1 protein-coding gene is annotated in these 610 nt (G+C 47.0%); it reads left to right on the top strand.

Going from position 1 to position 610, the window contains the following annotated elements:
* Positions 1-324: 324 nt before the first annotated feature.
* Positions 325-610, top strand: a 286-nt coding sequence (locus ACFFIX_RS27870; protein WP_512700180.1) for a radical SAM family protein, incomplete at its 3' end; no start/stop codon positions are given.

Raw genomic sequence — 610 nt, 5'->3', positions numbered from 1 at the left:
GATAATTCACTCTTTCATGTATCAGTTTGTACATTACTGTATTTTAAGGTTTTTTATTTTGGTTCTTGGACCTTTTATGTTATCCTGAATGACAGGAATAACATTTTTTGTTACATATTTCCGCCCGCGCGTCAGAATGCTATTTATTTTAATTCTTATCATGCTAATAAACTAAGCCAAAAGAAAAGATTGCCTTTTTAATCAATAATATTATTCCCGACACGGATATTGACGGAGGGGTAAAAAAGCGATCGCAGCGCAGGACAAGACCTGGGCAGCGAAATCTGCGATAATGAACGTTTATCACCCTAAACAGAGATGACTATGCAGTACCCGATTAACGAGATGTTCCAGACCCTGCAAGGCGAGGGTTACTTCACCGGCGTGCCTGCCATCTTTATTCGTCTGCAGGGATGCCCGGTAGGATGCGCGTGGTGTGACACCAAGCATACCTGGGACAAGCTGGCCGATCGGGAAGTGTCGTTGTTCAGCATCCTGGCGAAAACCAAAGAGAGCGACAAGTGGGGCCCGGCAAGCAGCGAGGATCTGCTGGCGATTATTGGGCGGCAGGGGTGGACTGCCCGCCACGTGGTCATTACCGGCGGTGAGC

Source organism: Metabacillus herbersteinensis (genome assembly GCF_042433335.1).
Classification (GTDB): domain Bacteria; phylum Bacillota; class Bacilli; order Bacillales; family Bacillaceae; genus Metabacillus; species Metabacillus herbersteinensis.
The sequence above is the reverse complement of the archived record's forward strand: the minus strand, read 5'-3'. Positions and strand labels throughout refer to the sequence as shown.